Origin of the sequence: Streptomyces sp. A1277 (genome assembly GCF_004795015.1) — a bacterium.
Taxonomy (GTDB): Bacteria; Actinomycetota; Actinomycetes; order Streptomycetales; family Streptomycetaceae; genus Streptomyces.
Window position 1 is genome coordinate 17,326 of sequence record NZ_SSBI01000013.1, and the last position, 21,622, is coordinate 38,947.

The 21,622-nt window shown below is 73.6% G+C and carries 18 protein-coding genes; 11 read left to right on the plus strand and 7 right to left on the minus strand.

All coding sequences use genetic code 11. The features are described 5' to 3' along the window. The first annotated feature begins 17 nt into the window (after positions 1-17). Together E6R18_RS11155 and E6R18_RS11160 are read left to right on the plus strand one after the other, a co-directional pair. The gene (locus tag E6R18_RS11155) at positions 18-836 is read left to right on the plus strand and encodes a 3-hydroxybutyrate dehydrogenase (RefSeq protein ID WP_136316724.1); all 819 of its coding nucleotides are present in this window, start codon (positions 18-20) and stop codon (positions 834-836) included. Between the two features lie 31 nt (positions 837-867). Continuing rightward, positions 868-2,835 carry a GAF domain-containing protein gene (locus E6R18_RS11160; protein WP_136316725.1) on the plus strand — a complete coding sequence of 656 codons (1,968 nt, stop codon included), beginning with the start codon at positions 868-870 and terminating at the stop codon, positions 2,833-2,835. A gap of 28 nt (positions 2,836-2,863) precedes the next feature. Here E6R18_RS11160 and E6R18_RS11165 read toward each other — a convergent pair whose 3' ends face one another. Both E6R18_RS11165 and E6R18_RS11170 read right to left on the minus strand, forming a co-directional pair. Further along, positions 2,864-3,097, minus strand: a complete 234-nt coding sequence (locus tag E6R18_RS11165) for a ferredoxin (protein ID WP_136316726.1) — start codon at positions 3,095-3,097, stop codon at positions 2,864-2,866. Beyond that, on the minus strand, positions 3,097-4,560 hold the full coding sequence (locus tag E6R18_RS11170; protein ID WP_136316727.1) for an aldehyde dehydrogenase: 1,464 nt from the start codon (positions 4,558-4,560) through the stop codon (positions 3,097-3,099). The genes E6R18_RS11165 and E6R18_RS11170 overlap by 1 nt, the downstream gene beginning before the upstream one ends. A 237-nt stretch (positions 4,561-4,797) precedes the next feature. Between E6R18_RS11170 and E6R18_RS11175 the strand changes: the two genes are divergently transcribed. Beyond that, positions 4,798-5,838: an MBL fold metallo-hydrolase gene (locus E6R18_RS11175; RefSeq protein ID WP_136316728.1), complete on the plus strand. Its 1,041-nt coding sequence runs from the start codon at positions 4,798-4,800 to the stop codon at positions 5,836-5,838. A gap of 136 nt (positions 5,839-5,974) precedes the next feature. Further along, positions 5,975-8,197: a bifunctional glycosyltransferase family 2 protein/CDP-glycerol:glycerophosphate glycerophosphotransferase gene (locus E6R18_RS11180; protein WP_136316729.1), complete on the plus strand. Its 2,223-nt coding sequence runs from the start codon at positions 5,975-5,977 to the stop codon at positions 8,195-8,197. A 96-nt stretch (positions 8,198-8,293) separates the two neighbouring features. Here E6R18_RS11180 and E6R18_RS11185 read toward each other — a convergent pair whose 3' ends face one another. From E6R18_RS11185 to E6R18_RS11195, 3 genes are read right to left on the minus strand one after another with little or no spacing between them, the layout of a single operon-like run. Then, positions 8,294-8,764 (minus strand): DUF3291 domain-containing protein, encoded by a 471-nt coding sequence (locus tag E6R18_RS11185; RefSeq protein ID WP_136316730.1) that lies wholly within the window; start codon positions 8,762-8,764, stop codon positions 8,294-8,296. Positions 8,765-8,812: 48 nt separating this feature from the next. Beyond that, on the minus strand, positions 8,813-9,472 hold the full coding sequence (locus tag E6R18_RS11190; RefSeq protein WP_136316731.1) for a helix-turn-helix domain-containing protein: 660 nt from the start codon (positions 9,470-9,472) through the stop codon (positions 8,813-8,815). A gap of 39 nt (positions 9,473-9,511) precedes the next feature. Next, complete coding sequence (locus E6R18_RS11195) at positions 9,512-10,606, minus strand: hypothetical protein (RefSeq protein WP_240799685.1); 1,095 nt, start codon at positions 10,604-10,606, stop codon at positions 9,512-9,514. A gap of 377 nt (positions 10,607-10,983) precedes the next feature. Between E6R18_RS11195 and E6R18_RS11200 the strand changes: the two genes are divergently transcribed. The 6 genes from E6R18_RS11200 to E6R18_RS11225 all read left to right on the plus strand — a co-directional run bounded on the left by E6R18_RS11200 (position 10,984) and on the right by E6R18_RS11225 (position 17,358). Beyond that, entirely contained in the window at positions 10,984-12,240 is a 1,257-nt protein-coding gene (locus E6R18_RS11200; protein WP_136316732.1) for a prenyltransferase/squalene oxidase repeat-containing protein, read from the plus strand. Further along, positions 12,237-12,917: an SCO2322 family protein gene (locus E6R18_RS11205; protein WP_136316733.1), complete on the plus strand. Its 681-nt coding sequence runs from the start codon at positions 12,237-12,239 to the stop codon at positions 12,915-12,917. The genes E6R18_RS11200 and E6R18_RS11205 overlap by 4 nt, the downstream gene beginning before the upstream one ends. Continuing rightward, on the plus strand, positions 12,914-14,074 hold the full coding sequence (locus E6R18_RS11210) for an energy-coupling factor transporter transmembrane protein EcfT (protein ID WP_136316734.1): 1,161 nt from the start codon (positions 12,914-12,916) through the stop codon (positions 14,072-14,074). The genes E6R18_RS11205 and E6R18_RS11210 overlap by 4 nt, the downstream gene beginning before the upstream one ends. Continuing rightward, positions 14,071-15,789: an ABC transporter ATP-binding protein gene (locus tag E6R18_RS11215; RefSeq protein WP_136316735.1), complete on the plus strand. Its 1,719-nt coding sequence runs from the start codon at positions 14,071-14,073 to the stop codon at positions 15,787-15,789. Before E6R18_RS11210 ends, E6R18_RS11215 begins: the two co-directional genes overlap by 4 nt. Then, positions 15,786-16,613: an ECF transporter S component gene (locus E6R18_RS11220; protein WP_136316736.1), complete on the plus strand. Its 828-nt coding sequence runs from the start codon at positions 15,786-15,788 to the stop codon at positions 16,611-16,613. Before E6R18_RS11215 ends, E6R18_RS11220 begins: the two co-directional genes overlap by 4 nt. Positions 16,614-16,917: 304 nt before the next feature. Further along, the gene (locus E6R18_RS11225) at positions 16,918-17,358 is read left to right on the plus strand and encodes a transglycosylase SLT domain-containing protein (RefSeq protein ID WP_136316737.1); all 441 of its coding nucleotides are present in this window, start codon (positions 16,918-16,920) and stop codon (positions 17,356-17,358) included. 77 nt (positions 17,359-17,435) lie between these two features. On the opposite strand, the gene E6R18_RS11230 is transcribed toward E6R18_RS11225, so the two are convergent. Next, a complete protein-coding gene (locus E6R18_RS11230; protein WP_136316738.1) occupies positions 17,436-18,719 on the minus strand; it encodes an alpha/beta hydrolase in 1,284 nt (427 codons plus the stop codon). 101 nt (positions 18,720-18,820) lie between these two features. Next, positions 18,821-19,999: a steroid 3-ketoacyl-CoA thiolase gene (locus E6R18_RS11235; protein WP_136316739.1), complete on the minus strand. Its 1,179-nt coding sequence runs from the start codon at positions 19,997-19,999 to the stop codon at positions 18,821-18,823. A gap of 332 nt (positions 20,000-20,331) precedes the next feature. Here E6R18_RS11235 and E6R18_RS11240 point away from each other — a divergent pair, with 332 nt between their 5' ends. After that, on the plus strand, positions 20,332-21,582 hold the full coding sequence (locus tag E6R18_RS11240) for a cytochrome P450 (protein WP_136316824.1): 1,251 nt from the start codon (positions 20,332-20,334) through the stop codon (positions 21,580-21,582). Positions 21,583-21,622: the final 40 nt, after the last annotated feature.

Here is a 21,622-nt window from a genome sequence, read left to right on the forward strand (position 1 = left end):
TACCTACCGTGACGGCCATGGAGACTTCCCGCAGACCGGATCACGAGCCCGCCGCCCCCGCGCCCGGCGGACCGACGCAGCCGCCCGCAGTACCCGTCCTGGCCGGGCGCACCGCGCTGGTGACCGGGGCGGCGAGCGGGATCGGACGGGCCTGCGCCCAGGCGCTCGCCGCCGCGGGCGCCCATGTGCACGTGGTGGACCGGGCCGGTGAGGCCGCCGAGCGCCTGGCGGAGGAGATCGGCGGGACGCCCTGGGTGGTGGACCTGTCCGAGCCGGCGGTCGTGGACACCCTGCCGGCCGATGTGGACGTGGTGGTCAACAACGCGGGGCTCCAGCACGTCGCCCCGGTGCACGCGTTCCCGCCGGAGCGGTTCGCGCTGATCCAGCGCGTGATGGTGGAGACCCCGTTCCGCGTCTTGCGCCGGACCCTGCCGGGCATGTACGAACGCGGCTGGGGGCGCGTCGTCAACATCTCCTCGGTGCACGGGCTGCGCGCGAGCCCGTACAAATCGGCCTATGTGACGGCCAAGCACGCGTTGGAGGGGCTGAGCAAGGTGGTCGCGCTGGAGGCGGCGGAGCACGGGGTGACGAGCAACTGCGTCTGCCCCGGTTACGTCCGCACCCCCCTGGTGGAGAACCAGATCGCCGACCAGGCCCGCACGCACGGCGTTTCCAAGGAGGAGGTGGTGGAGCGGGTGATGCTGGAACGCAGCGCGATCAAGCGCCTGATCGAACCGGCGGACGTCGCCGAGGCGGTCCTGTGGCTGTGCGGCCCGCGCACCGGTCACATCACCGGCTCCTCCCTCTCCATGGACGGCGGCTGGACCGCGAACTGACCCGCCCGACCCGCTAGGAACCCTGGACGCCATGCCTGAACCGCTCCCCTCCGCCGCACCCCACCTCCGGCGCCTGTTCGACCTGCTGGCCGACGACGCGCCGGCCGAGGCGCTGGGGGCGGTCTCCTCGCAGGCGCGGGGGGACGGGGTGCCCGCCGACGAGCTGGCGGAGGTGGAGCGGGCGACGGCGACCGCGCTGCGGATCAGGAGCGTGCTGCGCCAGCACCGGCGGCGCGAGCTCCAGCTCACCGCGCTCTTCGACACGGCGGGCGACCTGGCGGCATCCCGCGATCTGGACGACGTGCTGAAGGCGATCGTGCGGCGGGCCCGGATGCTGCTGGGCACGGACACCGCGTATCTGACCCTCCCGGACGAGGAGGCCGGCGACACCTACATGCGGGTGACGGACGGCTCGGTCTCGGTGCTCTTCCAGCGGCTGCGCCTGGAGCTGGGCGAGGGGCTGGGCGGTCTGGTGGCGCAGACGGCGAGCCCGTACGCGACGCCGGACTACCGCACCGACGAGCGCTTCCGCCACACCCGCAACATCAACGCCGGGGTCCTGGACGAGGGCCTGGTCGCGATCCTGGGCGTGCCGCTGCTGCTGGGCTCCAGCCGGGGCGGTACGGGGAAGGTGATCGGCGTCCTGTTCGCGGCGGACCGGGCGCCCCGGGTCTTCAGCCCCGACGAGGTCGCCCTGCTCTGCTCGCTGGCCGCGCACGCCGCGATCGCCATCGACACGGCCCGCGCGCTCGCCGACACCACATCGGCGCTCGCCGAACTGGCGGAGGCCAACGCGGAACTGGCCGAGGCCAACGCCTCCGTGCGGGCGCACTCGGCGGCCATGCGGCGGGCCGAGGAGTCGCACGACCGGCTCACCGACCTGGTGCTGCGCGGCCGGGACGTCAAGGACGTGGCGGCGGCCGTGGCCGGGCTGCTCGGCTCGCCGCTGACCATCCACGACCCGGGCGGCCGCCCGCTGGCCGCCGTCCGCCCGGACGGTACGGGCTTCGCCGCCGACAGCCTGGACGCCGGGTGGCTGGCGGAGGCGGCCGAGGAGTCGCGTACGGGGGCGCGGGCCGTACACCGCGAGGGGAGGGTGGTGTGTGCGGTGCTGGCCGGTCAGGAGCTGCTGGCCGGCCTCGTGCTGCACCGCGGCCGCCCGCTGGACGACTCCGACCGGCGGCTGTTCGAGCGGTCGGCGGTGGTGACGGGGCTGCTGTTACTGCTGCGGCGCACGGTGGCCGAGACGGAGAACCGCATACGCGGCGAGCTGATCGCCGACCTGCTCACGGATACCGGCCGCGATCCGGCGGGCCTGGCCGAGCGGGGGCGCCGCCTCGGCATCGACCTGGACCGCCCGCACCTGCTGCTGGTGGCGGAGACCGATGCGCGCGAGCGGCTGGCGCCTGCCGCGATGCGTTTCCTGTTCGGCGGCGAGAACCAGGGCGTGAGCGCCGAGCACGCGGGTGCGGTGGTGCTGCTGACCGAGTACGGCGGTACGGGTGCGGGCGCGGCGGCCCGTGCGGCGGCGGCCCAGCTCGGGCAGCTGGCCCAGTCCCCCGTCACGGTGGCCGCCGCCGGTCCCGCCCGGGGCCCCCGGGAGCTGGCCGCCGCCTACGCGGAGGCGGCGCGCTGTCTGCGGGCGATGCGGGTGCTGGGGCGTACGGGCGAGGGCGCGTGTGTGGAGGAGCTGGGCTTCCTGGGCGTGGTGCTGGGCAACGCGCAGGACGTGGACGGGTTCGTGGCGGCGACGCTGGGGCCGCTGCTGGAGTACGACGCCCAGCGCGGCACGCATCTGGTGCGGACGCTGAGCGCGTACTTCGGCGCGGGCGGCAGCCTGATCCGGGCCAAGGACGAGCTGCACGTGCACGTGAACACGGTGGTGCAGCGCCTGGACCGCATCCAGGTGCTGCTGGGCCGCGACTGGAACGAACCGGACCGGGCGCTGGAACTGCAACTGGCGCTGCGGCTCCATCTGCTGTCGGACGCCGGCCGTTAGTCCTCCGGTCCTCCAGTCCTCCGGTCGTCTAGTCCTCCGGCGGGAACACCACCTCTCCGGTGTCGGCGAGGGCGAGGGTGATGGCCTCGACCGGGCAGCCCTCGGCGGCGGCGAGCACGCGTTCGTTGGCGTCGGCCTCCGGGTCGACGGGGTGGGACTGGCGGGCGGAGTCCAGCCGGAAGCCGTCCGGCGCGTGGTTCACGCACATGCCCGAGCCGATGCACACCCCGCGGTCGACCTCGACGCTCCAGCGGTCCCCCATCAGCCCTCGCTCCCGTACCTGGCGGGCAGATGGATCATCTTGTGCTCGAAGAACTCGCCGTACCCCTCCGGCCCGAACTCCCGCCCCAGGCCGGAGTTCTTGTAGCCGCCGAACGGGCCGAGCATGTCGAGGCTGAAGGTGTTCACGCTGTACGTGCCGGTCCTGACCCGGCGGGCGACGTCGATGCCGCGCTCGGTGTCGGCGGTCCAGACGCTGCCGCTGAGCCCGTACTCGGAGTCGTCGGCGATCCGTACGGCCTCCTCCTCGTCCCCGTACGGCAGCAGGCAGATGACCGGGCCGAAGATCTCCTCGCGGGCGACGCGCATGGAGTTGTCGACGTCCCCGAGGAGCGTGGGTTCGACGTACCAGCCGCGTTCCTGCGAGGCCGGGCGGCCGCCGCCGGCCAGGAGTTCGGCGCCCTCCTCCTGGCCGATGCGGATGTAGTCCAGGGAGCGCTGCCGCTGGCGGCGGGCGACGAGCGGGCCCAGTTCGGTGGCGGGGTCGAGCGGGTCGCCGACCCTGAGCGCGCCGGCCGCCGCCGCGAATGCCTCGGCGCACTCCCCGTACCGGGAGCGCGGCACGAGGATGCGGGTCTGGGCCACGCACGCCTGCCCGTTGATCATCCAGGCGAAGGGCACGATGCCGGCGACGGCGGCGTCCAGGTCGGCGTCGGGGAGGATCACGGCGGCGGACTTCCCGCCCAGCTCCAGCGTGACGCGGGTGAGGTTGCGGGAGGCGACCTCCATGACGCGGCGGCCGGCGGCGACGGACCCGGTGAAGGACACCTTGTCGACGCCCGGGTGCCCCACCAGGTATTCGCTGACCTCGCGGTCGGCGGGCAGGATCGACAGCACGCCCTCGGGCAGCCCGGCCTCGGCGGCGATCTCGGCCAGCAGGTAGGCGTCCAGCGGCGTCTCGGGCGACACCTTGAGGACCGCCGTGCAGCCGGCGAGCAGCGCGGGCGCGAGTTTGGCGGCTGCGGTGAACTGGGGCACGTTCCACGGCACGACGGCCGCGACGACCCCGACCGGCTCCCGCCGCACGAGCAGCGGCCCGAGCGCCCCGTCCCTGCGCTCCTCGTAGGGGAAGGAGCGGGCGACGGTGAGCGCCGCGTCCCACACCATCATCGCGGCCAGCGCCTGCACCATGACGCTCGACGTGTACGGGGTGCCGTTCTGCGCGCTGATGACCCGGGCCATCTCCTCGTACCGGGCGGCGAAGGCGTCCTTGATGCGGGTGACGACGGCGATCCGCTCGTCCAGGCTCGTCCGGGGCCAGGGGCCGTGGTCGAATGCCTGCCGGGCGGCGGCGACGGCCCGGTCCACGTCGGCCTCGGAGGCGTGCGGCACCCGGCCGATGACCTGCTCGGTGTGCGGGGAGACGACCTCGATGACGTCCCGCCCGAGCGGATCGGCCCACTCCCCGCCGATGAACAGTTTTCCGTGTTCGACAAGCTCGCTCATGGCTGCTGCCTTCCGCGACGCGGCACGTGATCCGGCTCGGAGGCCCACCCGGCGACCGGACCTGACTGGTTGTCAGAACTGATACCAGCTCCGGGTGCAGGAGTCCATGGAGCGCACCGCCGCCGCCGGGCGGTGGCCGGCCGGGGCTACCACTGGAACAAGCTCTCGTTAGAGTGGAGGCGGCGCGTCGTGGCCGTACCCCGGACGCCGCCGAGGCCGCGCAGAGATGGGGAGCCCATGACGCAGGTGATCAACCACGGTGGCGGTGTCCACAGCATCGAGGTCCCCATCCCGGACAACCCGCTGGGCCACACCCTGGTCCACCTCCTGGACACCGGCCGCGGCCCGGTCCTGATCGACACCGGCTGGGACGACCCGGAGGCGTGGGACACCCTCACGGCGGGCCTGACCACCGCGGGCGTGGACGTCGCGGACATCCACGGCGTGGTGATCACTCACCACCACCCCGACCACCACGGCCTCTCCGGGCAGGTCCGCGAGGCGTCCGGGGCCTGGATCGCGATGCACGCGGCGGACACGGCGATCGTGCGCCGGACCCGTGAATCGGAGCCCGGCAGCTGGCTGTCGTACCTGGCGGCGAAGCTGACGGCGGCCGGCGCCCCCGAGGACCACATCGCCCCGCTGCCGGCCGCCCGCGAGCAGGGCGGCCGCATGCGCACCCTGCCCGGTCTGCGGGCCGCGCTCCCGGACCGCGAGATCGTGCCGGGCGAACTCCTGGACCTGGCCGGCCGCTCGCTGCGCGCGATCTGGACCCCGGGCCACACCCCGGGCCACGTCTGCCTGCACCTGGAGGAGGAGCACCCGGCGAACCTCCCCGGCCGGGGCCGCCTCTTCTCCGGCGACCACCTGCTGCCCGGCATCAGCCCGCACGTGGGCCTGTACGAGGACCCGGACGACGCGACGGCCACCGACCCGCTCGGCGACTACCTCGACTCGCTGGAACGCGTCGGCCGGCTGGGCGTGGCCGAGGTGCTGCCCGCCCACCAGCACGCCTTCGCGGACGCGGCGGGCCGGGTCCGCGAACTCCTGGACCACCACGAGGAGCGCCTGACGGGACTGCTCGCCCTCCTCGCCGCACCCCTCACGCCGTGGCAGCTGGCGGAGCGCATGGAGTGGAACCGCCCCTGGGAGCAGATCCCCCACGGCTCCCGGAACATCGCCGTGTCGGAGGCCGAGGCGCATCTGCGCCGGCTGGTGAAGCTGGGCCGGGCGGAGGCGGTGGCGGGGAGCGAGCCGGTAACGTACGTGGCGGTGTGACGAGCGCGGGCCCGGTCACCGATCCGCCCGTCCGGCGGCGGGTGGTGCACCCCCCTCACCTCGTACAACGCTTCGGCGGGTTCGGGAGTCTTCCTTGTCCGACCTCCGCACCCGGTACGTCACCTGGAGTTCCCGTATGCCCCGATTCAGCATTGTCATCCCTGTCTTCAAGGTGCAGGGATACCTTCACGAGTGCCTGGACTCGGTCCTGGGGCAGTCGTTCCGGGACATCGAGGTGATCGCCGTCGACGACTGCTCGCCGGACGCCTGCGGGGCGATCATCGACGAGTACGCGGCCCGCGACGCACGCGTCAAGGCCGTGCACCTGCCGGAGAACGTGGGCCTGGGGCGGGCGCGCAATGCCGGGTTGCGGCACGCTCGGGGCGACTACGTCCTCTTCCTCGACAGTGACGACTCCTACACCCCCGGTCTGCTCCAGGCACTGGCCGACCGGCTCGACGCGGTGGGGGAGCTGGACATCCTCGTCTTCGACCACGTGCGCACCCACTGGTACGGCAAGGGCCCGCGCAGCCAGACCGCGGACCTGGTCGCGCGGGCGGGCACGGACGTCTTCCGCATCAAGGACCGGCCCGAGTTCATCGAGCTGTTCCTGGTGGCCTGGAACAAGGCGTTCCGCCGGGAGTTCTTCCTGAAGGAGGGCTTCCAGTACGCGCCCGGCCTGTACGAGGACGCGCCGGTCTCCCATCTGGCGATGGTCACGGCCGAGCGCATCGGCTGCCTGGACCGGGTCGGTGTCGAGTACCGGCAGCGCCGCCACGGCGCGATCACGAAGACGCCGGGCCGCAAGCACTTCGACATCTTCCCGCAGTACGAGGGGCTGTTCGCCGCCCTCGCCGAGCGCCCCGGACTGGCCTGGGCCCAGAGCCTGCTGTTCGAGCGCGCCCTGGACCACATGCTGTTCGTGATCAAGCGCCCCGACCGGGTGCAGGTCAGCGACCGCAAGGACTTCTTCGCCCTCACCGCGGACTTCTACGCCAAGCACCTCCCGGCCGGTTTCACGCCGCCGGGCGGGGCGGTCGGGGCCTCCATGCGCACCTTGGCCAAGCGGTCGTTCCGCACCTACCAGGCGACCGAACTCGCCGTCCGGGTCAGAAGAAGGGGACCGAAGAAGGTCCTCAGGATCACGAACAAGGCCGGCGAACGCGCGTCCGCGGGCCTGTACACCGTGCACCGCCGGCGCCCCCTGGACCCGCACCTCGCCGTCTACACCTCGTACGGGGACGGCCTGCCCTCCTGCAACCCGCTGGCCGTCTTCGAGAAGGCCGGGGAGCTGGCCCCGCAGGTGCACGGCGTGTGGCTGGTGCGCGCGGAACTCGCCCCCGAGGTGCCCGAAGGCGTCGACCACGTCGTGCGCGGGTCGCGCCGCTACTGGGAGGTGATGGCCCGCGCCACGTATTTCGTGAGCAACGGCGACTTCCCGGACGACATCGTCAAGCGCCCGGGACAGGTGTACCTCCAGACGCACCACGGCACCCCGCTCAAGCGCATGGGCCTGGACCGGAAGGCCCATCCCGCCGCCGCCCGGGGCATGGACTTCGGCCGCCTCCTGGAGCGGGTGGACCACTGGGACCTCAGCGTCTCGTCCAACCAGCACTCCACCGCGCAGTGGGAGCGCGTCTACCCCGGCGCCTTCGAGTCCCTGGCCACGGGTTACCCGCGCAACGACCGCTACTACACCTCCGGCGCCGAGGACGTCGCCGCCGCCCGCGCCCGGCTCGGCATCGCCCCCGGCAGGACGGCCGTGCTGTACGCGCCGACCCACCGGGACTACCGGAAGGACTGGACGCCCTCCTTCGACCCCGCACGGCTGGCCGAGGCGCTGGGCGACGACTTCGTCCTGATGGTCCGGACCCACCCCCTCGACAGCCGGAGCCCGCGGCTGGCCGAACTCGCCGGACACGGCAGCGTCATCGACGTCTCCCGCCACCCCTCGGTCGAGGAGCTGTGCCTGGCGGCGGACGCGCTCGTCTCGGACTACTCGTCCGTGATCTTCGACTACGCCAACCTCGACCGCCCCATCGTCGTGCACGCCGACGACTGGGAGACCTACTCACAGGTCCGCGGGGTCACCTTCGACCTTCTCTCCGGCCTGCCCGGCGACACCCCGGGCCCCGTCACGACCACCGAGGACGAACTCACCGACGTCTTCCGCAGCGGTCGCTGGCGCGGCCCCGAGTCCACCGCGCTGCGTGCCGCCTTCCGCGCACGCTTCTGCCAGTACGACGACGGGCACGCCGCCGAGCGCGTCGTGCGCCGCCTCTTCCTCTCCGAGGACCCGGGCCCTGCGCCGGTCCCGCTCGCGCGGCGGACCCCGGCGCCCGCGCCCGGCCGGGCGTAGGGGCCGGGGCCCCCGGCGCCCGAGCCGGGTCGCGTGCGGGGGCGGAAACGGAAGAGGCCCCGGCGCGGTGTGCGCCGGGTCCCCGGCCCTCCCCCGTCACCCCACCGCCACCCCCGTGGGCGGCGGGTGCGGGGCGCGGAAGGTGAAGGCGTCGGGGCTCTCGCCCTTCTCACGGAGCAGGGCCACGCGCTCCATCGCCTCCTCGACACTCGGGCGGTGGCCGGCCGGGACCCACCACAGCGCGAAGTGATGGTCGCTCAGTCGCTCGAACCATTCACGGCGGCGGGCGAGCACCCGGAGGTGGTCACTGCGGTAGACGTAGTCGCGCAGCGCCTCGACCGATTCCCAGACCGAGCAGTTGATCAGGAAGAGGTCGTCATCGCTCTGGGGGCGCAGGCTCGTCGCGTCGGCTCCGCCGTCGTCGACCATGCGCCACACGAAGCCGGGGGACCCGTCGGCGAGGGCGTTGATCTCGGAGAGCTGTGCGACGAAGTCGGCGAGTCGGGGGGTGTCGAGCGGGGCGAGGATGCGCCCGACATTGACCTGGGCAAGGTGGAAGTCGTTCACGGGCCCAAGCATGGCCGGGTGAACCTTCTAAAGTCAACGGATTCTTTTTTAGACTTCTCCAGGTGCCTCGATCGCGACGCAGCAGCCGTGCGGGAGGGGGTCCATCGCCGCGCGCCAGCCCTCGGCCCCGGGCAGCCCGGCGAGCAGGCCCTCGATGCCGGCCAGGTTCATCCCGCAGACCAGGGCGGGGAATTGGTCCGCCAGGGCGTGGAAGGGGCAGTTGTTCAGACGGAGCTTGCCGCAGTCCCAGAACGGCTCGTAGCCACGCGCCCGCAGCACCTCGACCGGGTCCGCCCCCTCCTCGGACGCGCCGCCGTCGGCCTCCCCGGCCGCCCGCGCCGCCGACTGCAACTCCGTGTCCAGGCCGGCCCGTTCGACCACCTCGGCGAGCAGCTTGCTCGCGGTGTCGTAGGAGCGGGGCGGTACGGACACGGCGTGCTCGCCCTCGGCCCGCCGGTACAGCTTCGAGGGCCGGCCGGCCCCCGGGCCGCTGCGCCCGGAGAGCCGCCGGAAGCTCACCTCCAGCAGCCCGGCCTCGACCAGCTTGTCCAGGTGGAACGCGGCCAGCGATCGGGAGACCCCGACCGCCTCGGCCGCCGCGTCCCGGCCCACCTCGTCCGGGGTGCCGGTGACATGGCGGTACAGCCCGCGCCGCACCGGGTCCGCCAGCACGGCCAACGCCTCAAGGGCGGCATCCTCACTGCTCACGGCAGCGAGTCTAGAACCGACGGATGCGGGCGGCGGCGTTCACTCCCGCCGGGCCAGGGCGCCGAGTATCAGCCCGGCCTCCTTGCGCGGTGCGCCGATGAGGACCGTGCGGTCGCCGTCGCGGCACTCGATGACCGCCGCGTCGTACTTGTACATGGTGTACCAGGCATGGGGGTCGCCCGGCCGCAGCCCCCGTACGCCGTGCACGGTCAGCGTCGCGGGCAGCGGCCTGCGGGCGACGCGGCCCGTCGGGTCCGGGGTCGTCGCCGGGGGCCCGTCGCCGAGGACGAGGTTGCCGAAGCCCGCCGCGCTGTACGGGACGTCGCCGTGGACGGACGCGCTCACGCACCGCACGCCCTTCACGGCCACCGGCACGATGTCGCTCGTGTCCGCCGCACGCGTCGCTCGGCGCTGCAGCCGCCACGCGCAGAGCGCGGCCAGCGCGAACGACGGCGGGACGGCGCACGCGGTGACCGTGAACGCGTTCCCGATCCCGCTGCCCACCATGCCGCCGGTGAATCCGACGAGGGCCACCAACGTGAACGTCAGGAACCATACCATGAACCGCATGGGCGCCATGTGCGTCGCGGACGGGTAGCGGTAGCGGTACCACCAGGCGGCGTGCAGCAGGACGAGGCCGAAGGGCACGAGCAGCAGGCCGAAGGCCACCGGGAAGCGCCAGTCTTCGGACGGCGACGCCTTGGTCTCCTGGGTGGCCGCACCGAACCGGACCGTGCGGATCTCGCCGCGCCAGTACACGAGGGTCACCTCGTCGCCCGAGCGCACGGCGGAGTACACCGGCTCGGAGCCGATCATGTGGATGCGGTGCACCGCGTCCGCGCCCGGCGCCGCGTCCCGTTCCGCGGCGGTCAGCCAGTAGCGCACGCCCCGGCCGGTGGAGACGTCCTCCGTGGCCCGCACCGTCGCCGGCACCGCCGTCGTGCACGAGGCCGACCGGGGCTGCCCGGCCCGGCACGCGGGCGCGGCGGCGTAGGCGTCCACGTCGTGGACCGCGCCCGGGACCAGCGCGAACAGCACCGCACCGGCCAGCACGCACAGCAGGCCGACGCACGCGGGCGCCAGCAGCCTCCAGCGCTCCGGTGTCCTCGGTCCGCCGCTCGTCGTCGTATCCATTCCGGACTCCCGCCCCTCCCGGCCCCCGGCCGTCCCGCCTCACCGTCCGCCCGCATTCTGCCCCGGCGGCGGCGCCCGGACAGGGCCCCCCGGGCCCCGCCCGGTAGAGTGTGCGAGTCGTCATCATGCCCGTTCAGGGGGAAGCCGGTGCGAATCCGGCACTGACCATTCCCCAAGCTCTCGACTTCGCTCGAGCAGGGGGAGACCCCATTCCGTGAACCGCCGCCTTCGGCGGAAGTCGGAATGCCCTGTCCGTGTCGTGACCGGCTCGTGCCGTCGGGGACCCCCGGCGGCCGGCACCGTCGAGGTATACGGAGCCGGAGCCTGGTGCCTGTGTGTGCCTGTGCCCGGTTCCCCCAGGAGAGGCCCCCGCCGCCATGACCGTACGCCGCAGCGCAGCTGCGCTCGCCGCCACCGCCGCCGTGCTCTGCGCGGCCGCAGCCCCGGCCGCCGTCGCCGCGCCGTCGCCCTCCCCCTCCGCGGCGCTGCCCTCGGGTCTTTACGGCACGAAGGACCCGACGTACGACGGGGTGTGGCGGCAGTCACTGGCGTTCCTCGCGCAGCGCGCCGTGGGTGTCACGCCCGCCGCGAAGGCGGTGGACTGGCTGACCGGCCAGCAGTGCGACAGCGGGGTCTTCCCCGCGTACCGCGCGGACGCCTCCGCGCCCTGCACCGACAAGACGATGGCCGACACGAACGCGACGGCCGCCGCAGCCCAGGCCCTGCGCGACGTCGGCGGGCACCAGGACGCCGTCGCGAACGCCGTCAGCTGGCTCAAGTCCGTCCAGAACGAGGACGGCGGCTGGGGCTACACCGCGGGCAGCCCCAGCGACGCGAACTCCACGTCCCTCGTGATCGGCGCCCTCGCCCGGGCCGGCGCGAAGCTCGGGGACGTGACGACGGACGGCGGCAGGACCCCGTACGCCGCGCTGCTCACCTTCGCCATCCCCTGCGGCGGCAAGGACGGCGGCGCCTTCGCCTACCAGCCCGACAAGGCCGGCAAGCTCGCCGCCAACGCCGACGCCACCGCGGCCGGCGTCCTCGGCGCGCTCGGCAAGGGGCTCGTCGTCGGCAACAACGCCGCGGTCAAGGACCCCACCTGCCACAAGGGGTCCGCGTCCGGACCCGAGCAGGCCGCGCAGAACGGCGCCTCCTACCTCGCCACCACCCTCGCCGAGAGCGGCCACCTCGACTCGGCGCCGATGCCGGGCGCGCAGGACAGCGCCCCGCAGCCCGACTTCGGCAACACCGCCGACGCGGTCGTCGCCCTGTCCGCATCCGGCCACAAGGACAAGGCCGCCGCCTCGGTCACCTGGCTGGAGAAGAACTCCGCCGACTGGGCGAAGGAGAACGGCCCGGCCGCCTACGCCCAGCTGATCCTGGCCGCCCACGCGACCGGCACCGACGTCCACGACTTCGGCGGTGCCGACCTGGTCGCCCAGCTCAACGCGACCGGCCCCGAGCCCGCCGCCGTGAAGAAGCCTCAGGCGACCGCCACCGAGGACGAGGAGAGGAAGGACAGCGGTGACGGCGACGGCATCGGCGGCCTCTGGTGGTTCGTCGGGATCGGCCTCGCCGTCGGCGCGGGCGTCGGCTTCCTGATCAGCGGCCGCCGCAAGAACCAGCAGCTGTGAGGGGCGTCGCACGGACCGCCGCGCTCCTGGTCGCCGGCGCCGTGCTGGCCGTGCTCGGCGCGGGCACGGCACAGGCGGCGGGCTACCGCTACTGGTCGTTCTGGGAGGGCTCGGCGAGCGGCTGGTCGTACGCCACCCAGGGGCCGTCGCTCGTGCGGCCCGACGACGGCTCGGTGCAGGGTTTCCGGTTCGCGGTGAGCGCGGACTCCGAGGACGCGTCGAAGCCGCGCCGCGCCCCCGACTTCGCGAAGATCTGCGCGGACACACCCGCGAAGGGCGGCAGCAAGCGGGTCGCGCTCGTGATCGACCCGGGCGTCGCGGCGGACGCGCCGGACGGGGAGACCCCGCCCGCGCCGCGCACCGCCTGCGCGCGCGTGGCGAAGGACGCGAGCAGCGCGGAGGCGCTGGCCTCGGTCGCCGGGCCGCTGCGCTACGACACGAGTGCGATGCTCTGCGCGATCTCCGGCTACCCGGCCACCGGCTGCGGCGAGCAGGTCTCCGGCAACGGGAACGACGGCTCGGACACCGGCGGCGGCCGGGCGCCCACCTCGGCGTCCGCCGCCGGCTCCTCCTCCGGCGACGGCGGCGGCCCGTCCGCCGGGGTCCTCGTCGGGATCGGCGCCGTCCTGCTCCTCGGCATCGCCGCAGTCGCGCAGGCCCGCCGCCGCCGCGGATGACCGGCTCGACGGCCGGCCGCACGGACCCCGCGACGGCCCGGCTCCCCGCCTGGCGCGCCCCCGCCGCGACCCGCAGCAACGCGCTGCCGGCCGGGGCGTGGTGGCTGTGGGCGCTCGGGCTGGCCACCGCCGCGTCCCGGACCACCAACCCACTGCTGCTCGGCCTGCTGGTCGGGGTCGCGGGGTACGTGGTGGCCGCGCGCCGCACCGACGCGCCGTGGGCCAGGTCCTACGGGATGTTCATCCGGATCGGGCTGTTCGTCATCGTGGTGCGCCTCCTCTTCTCCGTCTTCCTGGGCTCGCCGATCCCCGGCACGCACGTCGTGTTCACACTGCCGGAGGTGCCGCTGCCCGCCTGGGCCAAGGGCGTCCGGATCGGCGGCCGGGTCACCGCCGAGCAGCTGCTGTTCGCGCTGTACGACGGGGCGAAGCTGGCGGCCCTGCTGATCTGCGTCGGCGCGGCGAACTCGCTCGCCAACCCGGCCCGGCTCCTGAAGTCGCTGCCCGGCGCGCTGTACGAGGCCGGGGTCGCCGTCGTCGTCGCGATGACGTTCGCGCCGAACATGGTGGCCGACGTGCTGCGGCTGCGCACCGCCCGGCGGCTGCGCGGCCGTCCGACCGGCGGGGTGCGGGCGGTGCTCCAGATCGGGCTGCCCGTCCTGGAGGGCGCCCTTGAGCGGTCGGTCGCGGTGGCGGCGTCGATGGACGCGCGCGGCTACGGGCGCACCGCACGGGTCCCGGCCGCCGTCCGGCACACCACGAACGTCCTCACGCTCGGCGGCCTGCTCGGCGTGTGCGCCGGCACGTACGGGCTGCTCGCCGCGCAGGGTGCGGTGTACGGGCTGCCGCTGCTGATCGCCGGTCTCGTCGCCGCGATGGCCGGGCTGCGCCTGGGCGGAGCCCGTTCGGCGCGGACCCGCTACCGGCCCGACCGGTGGGGGGTGCGGGCCTGGCTGGTCGCGGGGTCGGGCGCGGTGGTCGCGGCGGCGATGATCCGGGCCGGGAGCGCCGATCCCGCGGCGCTGCACCCCGGGGTCGTACCGCTCACCGCTCCCGTGCTGCCGCTGTGGCCGGCCGCCGCCGTGCTGCCCGGGCTGCTGCCGGCACTGGTCGCGCCCGTCCCGCCCTCCCCCACAGGCTTCGAGGAGCAGGTGTGATCCGGTTCGACGATGTTTCGGTGCGGTACGAGGGTGTGGAGCGCCCCACCCTGTCGGGGGTCGATCTGACGGTCCCGGAAGGCGAGCTGGTGCTGCTCGTCGGTCCTTCCGGGGTGGGCAAGTCGACGCTGCTGGGCGCCGTCTCGGGGCTCGTGCCGCACTTCACGGGCGGCCGGCTGACCGGGCGGGTCACCGTGGGCGGGCGGGACACCCGCACGCACAAGCCCCGGGAGCTGGCCGATCTGGTGGGCACGGTGGGCCAGGACCCGCTGTCGCACTTCGTGACGGACACGGTCGAGGACGAGCTCGCCTACGGCATGGAGTCGCTGGGCCTGGCCCCGGACGTGATGCGGCGGCGGGTCGAGGAGACCTTGGACCTGCTGGGCCTGGCCGGGCTGCGCGACCGCCCGATCGCCACCCTGTCCGGCGGCCAGCAGCAGCGGGTCGCGATCGGCTCGGTCCTCACCCCGCACCCCCGGGTCCTGGTGCTGGACGAGCCGACGTCCGCGCTGGACCCGGCGGCGGCCGAGGAAGTCCTCGCGGTGCTCCAGCGGCTCGTCCACGACCTGGGCACGACGGTCCTGATGGCGGAACACCGGCTGGAGCGCGTGGTGCAGTACGCGGACCAGGTCGTCCTGCTGCCGTCGCCGGGCGCCGCCCCGGTGATGGGGGCGCCCGCCGACGTCATGGCGGTCTCCCCGGTGCACCCGCCGGTCGTGGCGCTCGGTCGCCTTGCGGGCTGGGAGCCGCTGCCGCTCTCGGTCCGGGACGCGCGGCGGCGGGCGTCGGGGATGCGGGAGCGGCTGGCGGACGTGGTGCCGCAGCCCGTCGGCGGTGGCGCGGGCCACAAGCTCCTCCCGCCGCCCCCTCTCCCCGCCCCGCGCCGGGGCGCCCTCTCCCGGCTGTTCGGCCGCGCCCCGCAGGAGGCCCCGGCCCCGGAGGCCGTCAGCGGCGACGCGGCGGCCCGGGTCGAGCGGCTGGGGGTGCGGCGCGGCCGGATCGAGGCGCTGCGCCGGGTGTCGCTCACTGTGGGCCCCGGCGAGACCGTGGCGCTGATGGGGCGCAACGGCGCCGGCAAGTCCACCCTGCTCGGCGCCCTCGTCGGCATGGTCGAGCCCACCTCCGGCACCGTCCTGACCGGCGGCCGGACCCCGCACCGCACCCCGCCGCGCGAGATGGTCCGCCGGGTCGGCCTCGTACCGCAGGAGCCGCGCGACCTGCTGTACGCGGACACGGTCGCCGCCGAGTGCGCGGCGGCCGACGCCGACGCGGGGGCCGAGCCGGGCAGCTGCCGGGCGCTGGTCTCCGAGCTGCTTCCCGGGGTGGTGGACGACACCCACCCCCGCGATCTGTCCGAGGGGCAGCGCCTCGCGCTGGCTCTCGCCCTCGTGCTCACCGCCCGGCCCCCGCTGCTGCTCCTGGACGAGCCGACCCGGGGTCTGGACTACGCGGCGAAGGCCCGGCTCGTCGGGATGCTGCGCGCGCTGGCCGCCGAGGGGCACGCCATCGTGCTGGCCACCCATGACGTGGAGCTGGCCGCCGAGCTGGCCCACCGGGTGGTGATCCTCGCCGACGGGGAGGTCGTCGCGGACGGGCCGACCGCCGAGGTCGTGGTGTCGTCGCCCGCGTTCGCCCCGCAGACGGCGAAGATCCTCGCCCCGCAGGAATGGCTCACCGTCTCCCAGGTGCGCGCGGCGCTCGGGGGTGGCGCGTGAGCGGCACGAAGGGGCGCGGCGGCGGCCCGGTCCGGCTCGGGCCGCGCGCGATCGCCGCGCTGGTGCTGATCAGCGCCATCGGGGTGGCCGCCTTCGGCTGGCCGCTGCTGGCGGGCCCGGACTCGGGGCTCGCGCACGCCCAGGACGCGCCGTGGCTGTTCGCCGCGCTGCTGCCGCTGCTGGTCGGGGTGGTGGTCGCGATGATCGCGGACGCCGGGCTCGACGCGAAGGCGGTGGCGATGCTGGGGGTGCTGGCGGCGGTCGGGGCGGCGCTGCGCCCGCTGGGGGCGGGGACGGCGGGGCTTGAGCCGATGTTCTTCCTGATGGTGCTGAGCGGCCGGGTGCTGGGGCCCGGCTTCGGGTTCGTGCTCGGTTCCGTGACGATGTTCGCCTCGGCGCTGCTGACCGGCGGGGTGGGGCCGTGGATGCCGTTCCAGATGCTGTCGATGAGCTGGTTCGCGATGGGCGCGGGTCTGCTGCCGGGCCCGGACCGGCTGCGCGGGCGCGGCGAGCTGTGGATGCTCGCGGCGTACGGGGCGGTGGCGTCGTTCGCGTACGGGACGGTCATGAACCTGTACGGGTGGACGATCGTGCCGGGCCTCGCCTCCGGGATCTCCTTCCACGCGGGTGATCCGCTGGGCGAGAACCTGGTGCGGTTCCTGGTGTACTGCGCGACGACGTCGCTGGGCTGGGACCTGGGCCGGGCCGTGCTCACCGTGGTTCTGACGCTGACGGTCGGGGCGCCGCTGCTGAAGGCGCTGCGGCGGGCCACCAGGCGGGCCGCCTTCGAGGCCCAGGTCACATTCGACGCCCGTGGCGAGTGAGGGCACCCACAGGTCTTTGGTCCCGTACGAAGCGGGATAGGAGCCGCACGGGCGGCCCGCAGGACCCGGCCCCGACCCCTCCGACCTGCTATGACGCGGTTCGGGGTGGTTCGGGACCTTCGGCCCGGGGTGCGAGGCGGGGTCGTACCGGGGGTCGTTGCCATGGCTGAACGGCGCCGCTAAGACTGGATCTCGTCGCCGAGCACCGCAGGGTCCACCGCATCGGATCGCGGTCAACGAGCGCCGGTCCACGCAGGATTCGGACCGAGCCCGCGACTCCCCCGTTCCCGACGTTAGGTTCCCTGTGTCGTTCGCCCGTAACATCCTCGCCCAGCCCCGCACCGCCCGTCGCAAGACCGTCGTCGCCGGCGCCGCCGTACTGCTCGGCGCCACCGGCCTGGGCCTGGGTGTCTCCCCGGCCATGGCGGCCCCGTCCGCCGCGCCGACGTCCTCCGCCGCGAGTGCCCAGGCCACGGCGAAGCAGATGATCGGTGACGACGCCCAGTTCCAGTGCTTCAGCAACATCGTCAGCCACGAGAGCGGCTGGAACCCGAGCGCGACCAACGCCTCCTCCGGTGCCTACGGCCTGGTCCAGGCGCTGCCCGGTTCGAAGATGGCGTCCGCCGGTTCCGACTGGAAGACCAACCCCGGCACCCAGATCAAGTGGGGCATGGACTACATGAACTCCCGCTACGGCAGCCCCTGCGCCGCCTGGTCCTTCTGGCAGGCCAACAGCTGGTACTGAGCCGGCCCGGCCGTCCAGTGAGCACCGAAGCCCCGACCGCACCGCGGCCGGGGCTTCGGCATGCCCGGAGCACACCGTCAGCCGCGCGCCGCCAGCTTGTCGAACCAGCGCACGATCTGCGGGCCCGACGTCAGGTAGGTCTCGTTGTGATCGGTCTCACCCTGGTCGATGACCGGCGCCTTCACGCCCCGCTTCGCCAGATCGGCCGCGCAGCTGCGGGCGTTGGCGACGGGTACGTCGGTGTCGCCCGATGAGCTGTAGAGCCGCACCGGGACTGCGGGCTTCCAGGCGCAGGTGCCGTCCTGGGCGCGGAGCGCGGCGAGCAGGGCGCCGGCCGGGTGCTGGACCTTGCGGTAGTAGTCGTCGGTGAGCAGTTCCTTCAGGGTCGCGGGGAGGGCCGGGATGATCTCCTCCTCGTAGTGGTGGGTGTCGAAGAGGTCGTCGACGATGTCCGCGTACGGCTCCCGGAACGCTTCGGAGGGGTCCTTCCACAGCGGGTGCAGTCTGTTCTGCGCGGTGAGGAAGTACGTCATGTAGAAGAGGCCGCTGGTGTCGTTGACGCGGCCGTCGAAGAGGGCGGGCGTCTCGGCGTGCTCGATGTCGTACGGGCCGGAGACGGGGGCCAGGGCCCGCAGTCCGAAGTGCCGGTCGGCGCCGCCCTGGAGGGCCTTGCCCAGGGCCATGGCGACCTGGCCGCCCTGTGAGAAGCCGCTCGCGTACACGTCGCCGGTGAGCGGGCGGCCCAGTTGTCGCGACGCGGTGCGTGAGGCGCGGAGCATGTCGAGCGAGGCGCTGACGGCCGAGGCGGTGTCCATGTACGGGTGGCGGCCGGGGCCCTTGCCGAGGCCCAGGTAGTCCGGGGCGGCGACCGCGCGCCCGGCGGAGGCGTGCAGGTAGGGGGCGTAGCGGCCGAAGTCCTGGCCGACGGAGGGAGCGTAGTCGCGGTGGGCCATCGTGCCGTGGGTGTCGGCGACGAGGTCCAGCCGGTGGCCGCCGCCCTCGGGCAGCACGAGGAGGCCGGTGGCGGTGGTGGGGCGGCCCTGCGGGGTGATCGTCGCGTAGGTGAGGCGGTAGGCGCGGACGCCGTGGCGGACGGTGTCCGCGCTCATGCCGGCCCCGGTGATGAAGGCGGTCACGCCGGCCCGGTCGAGGCGGGCGACGGGGGTGACCGCGAGGAGGGTCCCCCGCGCCTCGTGGCGGCCGGCGGTGGCGGACGCGGCGTCGTGCCCGGTCGCGGGCCGGGTCGCGGCGGTGGCCGGGACGGTGCCGAGTGCGGTGAGGACGACCACGGTGGCGGCCGCGAGGAGGCGTCGTGCGCTGTTCTTCCGGGGCGGGTTGATCGCGTTGTTGTCCATGTCCACGACGGTAGAAAAAGGATCTCCGCGACGGCATCCGCGTGAGCCCCCGGACCGGGGTGCACTTGAGTGCACCCTAGGCCGGGGGCTCGCCCCTGGTCGATGGACTAGAGCCGCTGGATGATCGTGCCGGTGGCCAGCGCGCCGCCCGCGCACATGGTGATCAGGGCGAACTCCTTGTCGGAGCGCTCCAGTTCGTGCAGGGCGGTGGTGATCAGCCGGGCCCCGGTGGCGCCGACCGGGTGGCCGAGCGCGATGGCGCCGCCGTTGACGTTGACCTTCGCGAGGCCGTCGAGGTCGTCCTCGAAGACCTGGGCCCAGCTCAGCACCACCGAGGCGAACGCCTCGTTGATCTCCACGAGGTCGATGTCCTTGAGCGACATCCCGGCCTTGCCGAGCACCGCGCGGGTGGCGTCGACGGGGCCGTCGAGGTGGAAGTGGGGGTCGGAGCCGACGAGCGCCTGGGCCACGATCCGGGCGCGCGGCTTGAGCCCGAGGGCGCGGGCCATCCGCTTGGAGGACCACATGATCGCGCAGGCGCCGTCCGATATCTGGGAGGAATTGCCTGCGGTGTGGACGGCGGTGGGCATCACCGGCTTGAGGCCGGCGAGCGCCTCCATCGTGGTGTCGCGCAGCCCCTCGTCGTGGTCGACGAGCCGCCACATGCCCTGCCCGGCGGCCTGTTCCTCCTCGGTGGTCGGCACCTGGACGGCGTACGTCTCGCGTTTGAACCGCTCCTCGGCCCAGGCGGCGGCCGCCCGTTGCTGGGAGCGCAGGCCGAACGCGTCGACGCGCTCGCGGGTGAGGCCGCGCCTGCGGGCGATGCGCTCGGCGGCCTCGAACTGGTTGGGCAGGTCGACGTTCCACTCGTCGGGCCAGGGCTTGCCGGGGCCGTGCTTGGAGCCGCTGCCCAGCGGCACCCGCGACATGGCCTCGACGCCGCAGCTGATGCCGACGTCGATCACACCGGCCGCGATCATGTTGGCCACCATGTGCGATGCCTGCTGCGAGGACCCGCACTGGCAGTCGACGGTGGTCGCGGCCGTCTCGTACGGAAGTCCCACGGTCAGCCAGGCGTTGCGTGCGGGGTTCATGGACTGCTCGCCGGCGTGGGTGACGGTGCCGCCGACGATCTGTTCGACGCAGTCGGCGTGGATGCCGGTCCGGCCGAGAAGTTCACGGTAGGTCTCGCCCAGCAGGTAGGCGGGGTGCAGATTGGCGAGCGCGCCTCCACGCTTGCCGATGGGAGTGCGTACGGCTTCGACGATGACGGGTTCCGCGGCCATGAGCTCGTCCTCTCCTCGCGCTCCCGCAGAGGCGTCCCGGCGCCCCACGGAAGGAACTAGTACGCGTTCTAGTTCTGCAAGCAGTCTTATGAGGCTTACCCCCGGTACGCAAGGGTCGTGCACCCACGGCGGCGGCACAAGATGCCCCACAACCGACAGGAATCGGCCAGCCGCACAGGCCCGGCGCGCAACAGATCGGGCCGCACCCCTTGTGAGTTGTAGAACTCGTTACTACCTTGCGGGCATCTTCTGATGGGTCGTCAGCTGTGGGGTCGTCAGACGCCGTGCGGCGGCTCGCGGACCGACCCGGAGTCTTCGACCTGGAGCTGCCGATGCCCTGCCCCCATCTGCCCGAAGGGTTCGACTTCACCGATCCCGACCTGCTCCAATCCCGCATCCCGCACCCGGAGTTCACCCGGATGCGGGAGACCGCACCGGTCTGGTGGTGCGCCCAGCCCACCGGCATCTCCGGCTTCCAGGACGACGGCTACTGGGCCGTCACCCGGCACGCGGACGTCAAGCACGTCTCGACGCACCCCGAGTTGTTCTCCTCACACCTCAACACCGCGGTCATCCGCTTCAACGAGTCGATCAGCAGCGACCAGATCGACGTCCAGAAGCTGATCATGCTGAACATGGACCCGCCCGAGCACACCCGGGTCCGCCAGATCGTCCAGCGCGGCTTCACCCCGCGCGCCGTACGGTCCCTGGAGCAGGCGCTGCGGAGCCGGGCGCGCTCGATCGTGGAGACGGCGCTCGCCGCGGCCGGCGAGGACGGCTCGTTCGACTTCGTCACCAACATCGCCGTGGAACTGCCCCTCCAGGCCATCGCGGAGCTGATCGGCGTACCGCAGGAGGACCGGGCCAAGATCTTCGACTGGTCCAACAAGATGGCCGCGTACGACGATCCGGAGTACGCGATCACCGAGGAGGTCGGCACCGAGGCCGCCATGGAGATCGTCTCGTACGCGATGAACCTCGCGGCGGCCCGCAAGGAGTGCCCGGCCAAGGACATCGTCTCGCAGCTCGTCGCCGCCGAGGGCGAGGGCAACCTCTCCTCCGACGAGTTCGGCTTCTTCGTGATCCTGCTCGCGGTGGCCGGAAACGAGACCACGCGCAACGCCATCAGCCACGGCATGCACGCCTTCCTCACCCACCCCGGACAGTGGGAGCTCTACAAGCGCGAGCGGCCGGCGACCACCGCCGAGGAGATCGTCCGCTGGGCGACCCCGGTGGTCTCCTTCCAGCGGACCGCCACCCAGGACACCGAACTGGGCGGGCAGCGGATCAGGAAGGGCGACCGGATCGGCCTGTTCTACTCCTCGGCCAACAACGACCCCGAGGTCTTCGACCGCCCGGAGGACTTCGACATCACCCGCGACCCCAACCCGCACCTCGGCTTCGGCGGCGGCGGCCCGCACTTCTGCCTGGGCAAGTCCCTGGCCGTGATGGAGATCGACCTGATCTTCAACGCCATCGCGGACGTGCTCCCCGGCCTGCGGCCGGCCGGCGACCCGCGACGGCTGCGCTCGGCCTGGCTCAACGGCATCAAACAGCTCCAGGTGAGCACCTCGGCCCGCTGAGACGCACATGATCCTCGTACCCCCGTCCGCATACCGGTGC